The following is a 3,519-nucleotide window of genomic DNA, read 5'->3' as shown; positions in this document are numbered from 1 at the left end:
ACGGGGGGTTGACGGGGTTGACGGGGTTTTATGGCTGGGACGGGCTTGGTTTCGGGCCCGTCCGTCACCTCATACGGGCTGGCGCTGGGAGTCGGCGGCGGGCTCACCCGCGGCAGCGGACGTCGACGCCGCAGCCGGCTGCTCGGCCGCCCGCGGCGTCCGGACGAGAGCGAGGGCCACCACGGTCCCGGCGGCGCAGATGGCAGCCGACACCCATCCGCCCACCCGCAGCGCGTCCACGACCCCCGTCGCGGTGGCGCTAAGGGACGCCGGCCCGTGGGGACGGGCCGCCACGACCGCGATGATCACCGCTAGCCCCAGCGCGGTGCCGATCTGCTGGAAGGTCGAGGCCAGGGCGTTCGCGACACCCTGCTCCGCCGGTGCCACCCCGGCGGACGCGGCGACGAACACCGCGGTGAAGGCGACCCCACCGCCGATACCCCACAGCACCAGGCCGGGCAGCAGGGCCACGTACGAACCGTCCACCGACACCCCGGCGGTGACCGCCGCGATGCCGGCGCCGCCCACGAGCATGCCCGCGGACATCGTGGTGCGCAGCCCGTAGCGGGTGAGCAGGGTGACGGCCACCGCACCGCCCACCATCGAGATCACGGTGAGCGGGAGGAACGCCAGCCCGGCCTCGAGCGGGCTGAATTCAAGCACGTTCTGCAGGTAGGTGGTGAACAGGTAGTACTCGCCGGCGAGACTGCCGACGAGCAGCAGCACCGTGAGCATGGAGATCACCAGCGTGCGGTGCCGGAACAGCCGCAGCGGGGCCAGCGGGTCCCGCGTCCGGATCTCGACCAGGACGAACCCGACGAGCAGCACCACCCCGACGGCGAGGGAGACAGTGGTGCGGCTAGCCGTCCAGCCGGCCTCCGAGCCGCCGGCCAGGCCGAACACGACAAGCGCCACGCCGGCGGTGGCGATCAGCGCGCCGGGCAGGTCGAAGCCCTTGATGCCGCGCACCCGCGGCGGGTCCGGCGGAAGCAGGCGCGGGACGGCCAGCAGGGCCACGACCGTGAGCGGGACGTTGACGTAGAAGACCGACTCCCAGCCGAACCAGTCGGTGAGCAGCCCGCCGAGCAGGGCCCCGGCGGCGAGCCCGCCGCTGGCCGCCACGCTCCACACCGCCAGGGCCTGGGTGCGTTCGGTCCCCTCCTCGTAGATGGTGGTGATGAGCTTGAGGATCGCCGGGAACAGCAGGGCGCCGCCGATCCCCTGCACCGTGCGCGCGGCCACGAGTAGGCCGGGCGTCGATGCCAGACCTCCGGCCAGGGACGACAGGCCGTATACGACGAGCGCGACGGTGAAGATGCGACGCGCCCCGAGCCGGTCGGAGGCGCGTCCGCCGAGCAGCAGGAGGCCGCCGAAGGCGACGGCGTAGGCGCTGACGACCCACTGCACCGACTGCGAGGTGAAGCCCAGGTCACCTCCGATGTCGGGCAGGGCGACGTAGACGATGTTGTAGTCGACGGCGACGATGAACTGTGCGAACGCCAGCAGAGCGAGCGTGAGCCGAGTTCGCTGGTGCGGCAGCCCGGGGGCTGCGGAGACAGTCATGGGGCGAGCCCCTTCCTCTTCCTCAAAGCGGTGGCTGACGCAGGGTCAGCGCGGACGAACAACGGGACGACCATGCCGCCTGGCTCGACGGCCGTGGTATGACGGTGTTCGAAGACTACACGGCTATCAATGTTTGGTCGCAGTGTAGTAGACAAGCGCTGTAAACTACCAACGGTGGAAGATCGCATGCTTCGGCGACGCGACCGGCTACGAGCCGAGACGGTCCGCGACATCAAGGCGATCGCACTGCGCCATATGGCCGACGGTGGCGCGGCGGCGCTGTCGCTGCGGGCGATCGCCCGCGAGATGGGTATGACGGCGGGCGCGCTGTACAGCTACTACGACACCCGCGACGACATGGTCACCGCGCTGGTGACCGACGTCTACACCTCGGTGGCCCAGCGCCTGGAGTCCGTCCGGGCCGCGGTGCCCGCCGACGATCCCGGCGGGGCCCTGCTCGCGGTGGCGACGGCCTACCGTGAGTGGGCTGTCACCAACCCGCAGGAGTTCCAGCTTCTCTACGGCAGTCCCATCCCGGGCTACCGGTTCCCGGCCGAGGGCGACGCCTCCTCGGCCGAGCAGCAGGCGTGCGTCGTGCTGCTGCGCCTGGTGGAGACCGCCTGGCCGGCCCTGCAGGCCCGGATGTCCTCGCCCGAGGCAGGCATGGACGCCGACGGCTACGACTGGTCCGACTTCACCCCGCCGTTCGCCGCCCTGGCCCGCGCGGCGGTCCCGGGCCTGCCACCGGCAGCCGTCGCGCTGTCGCTACGGATCTGGGGTCGGCTGCACGGGCTGCTGGCACTGGAAATCAACGGACACCTGCGGCCCCACGTGGCGGACCCGGCGAAGCTCTACCGCGCCGAGGTGCGCGAGCTCGCCGCCTGGCTGGGCTTCGGTGACGGGCCCGACGCGGCGGGCACCGCGGCTGTCTGCGCGCCCAGCTCGGCACGGATGGCCGCGATGACCGGCCCGGGGTCCTCGGCCAGGTAGAAATGCCCGCCGGGGAAGACCCGCAGCCCGAAGGCGCCGGTGGTGTGGTCGCGCCAGGCGTCCGCCTCGTCGATCGTGGTCTGCGGATCGGTGTCGCCGGTGAACGCCGTGACCGGGCAGTGGACCAGCGCCTCCTCCCCCGGCTGGTAGGTCTCGATCGCGGTGTAGTCGGCGCGGATCGCCGGCAGGATCATGCGGAGGATCTCCTCGTCGCCGAGCAGCCGGCTGTCGGTTCCGGCGAGCCGCCGCAGCTCGGCGACGATGCCGGCGTCGTCACGGCGGTGCACGTCCTGATGAGGGCGCTGCCGGGACGGCGCGCGGCGGCCTGACGCGATCAGGAGCGTCGGCCCGGCATCCCCGCCGGCCCGCAGGCGTCGAGCGACCTCGAAGGCCACGACGGCGCCCATGCTGTGGCCGAAGAACGTCAGCGGCTCGGCGGCCCACGGCCGCAGGGCTGCGGTGATCTTTTCGGCGAGTTCGGCGACGGTGTCGATCGCCGGTTCGCCGCGCCGGTCCTGCCGGCCGGGGTACTGGACGGCGATCACCTCGACGCCGGGCCGCCCCGGGGCGGCCGGCGCGGACAGTTCCCGGGACAGCGGGAAGAAAAAGGTCGCCGAGCCTCCCGCGTGGGGGAAGCAGACCAGGCGCAGGGCGGGATCCGGCACCGGATGGAAGCGTCGTATCCACAGGTCGGTACCGGTATTGGTACCGCCACCGGTGCTCGTGCCGGGTCGCGTCATGACGACTGGTGTCCTTTCCTGCCGGCGGCTGGCACAGGCCGGCGGGTGGCGCCCGGAAATACACGGCCCGGCTTGTGTCATCCCTATCAGGACTTCTACGGGAAAGCAAGACCGGAACCCGAAGAAAAGCTTCACAGGGACCAACGTTTTATTTCTCGGAGCGAATGCCACATAATCTGGGCCATGCATCCACTGTGAGCTGTACCACAATGGCGGTAAGGGTCGA

2 protein-coding genes and 1 pseudogene are annotated in these 3,519 nt (G+C 71.3%); 1 reads left to right on the top strand and 2 read right to left on the bottom strand.

Annotation, left to right across the window (positions count from 1 at the left end):
• Window positions 1-69: 69 nt before the first annotated feature.
• Window positions 70-1,563 carry an MFS transporter gene (locus DD1DGNOD_RS16320; protein ID WP_131770500.1) on the bottom strand — a complete coding sequence of 498 codons (1,494 nt, stop codon included), beginning with the start codon at window positions 1,561-1,563 and terminating at the stop codon, window positions 70-72.
• A 129-nt stretch (window positions 1,564-1,692) separates the two neighbouring features.
• On the opposite strand from DD1DGNOD_RS16320, the pseudogene DD1DGNOD_RS16315 reads away from it, so the two are divergent.
• Window positions 1,693-2,379: pseudogene (locus tag DD1DGNOD_RS16315) on the top strand (TetR/AcrR family transcriptional regulator); the annotation flags it as partial.
• A gap of 35 nt (window positions 2,380-2,414) precedes the next feature.
• On the opposite strand, the gene DD1DGNOD_RS16310 reads toward DD1DGNOD_RS16315, so the two are convergent.
• Complete coding sequence (locus tag DD1DGNOD_RS16310) at window positions 2,415-3,293, bottom strand: thioesterase II family protein (protein WP_131770499.1); 879 nt, start codon at window positions 3,291-3,293, stop codon at window positions 2,415-2,417.
• Between the last annotated feature and the right edge of the window lie 226 nt (window positions 3,294-3,519).

The organism is Candidatus Protofrankia californiensis, from assembly GCF_900634765.1.
GTDB lineage: Bacteria > Actinomycetota > Actinomycetes > Frankiales > Frankiaceae > Protofrankia > Protofrankia californiensis.
This window is presented reverse-complemented; position numbering and strand designations above follow the sequence as displayed.

Bases quoted from the DNA above. Each gene is read 5' to 3' on its own strand.
- DD1DGNOD_RS16320 (WP_131770500.1), bottom strand. From the start codon at position 1,563: ATGACTGTCTCCGCAGCCCCCGGGCTGCCGCACCAGCGAACTCGGCTC.
- DD1DGNOD_RS16310 (WP_131770499.1), bottom strand. From the start codon at position 3,293: ATGACGCGACCCGGCACGAGCACCGGTGGCGGTACCAATACCGGTACC.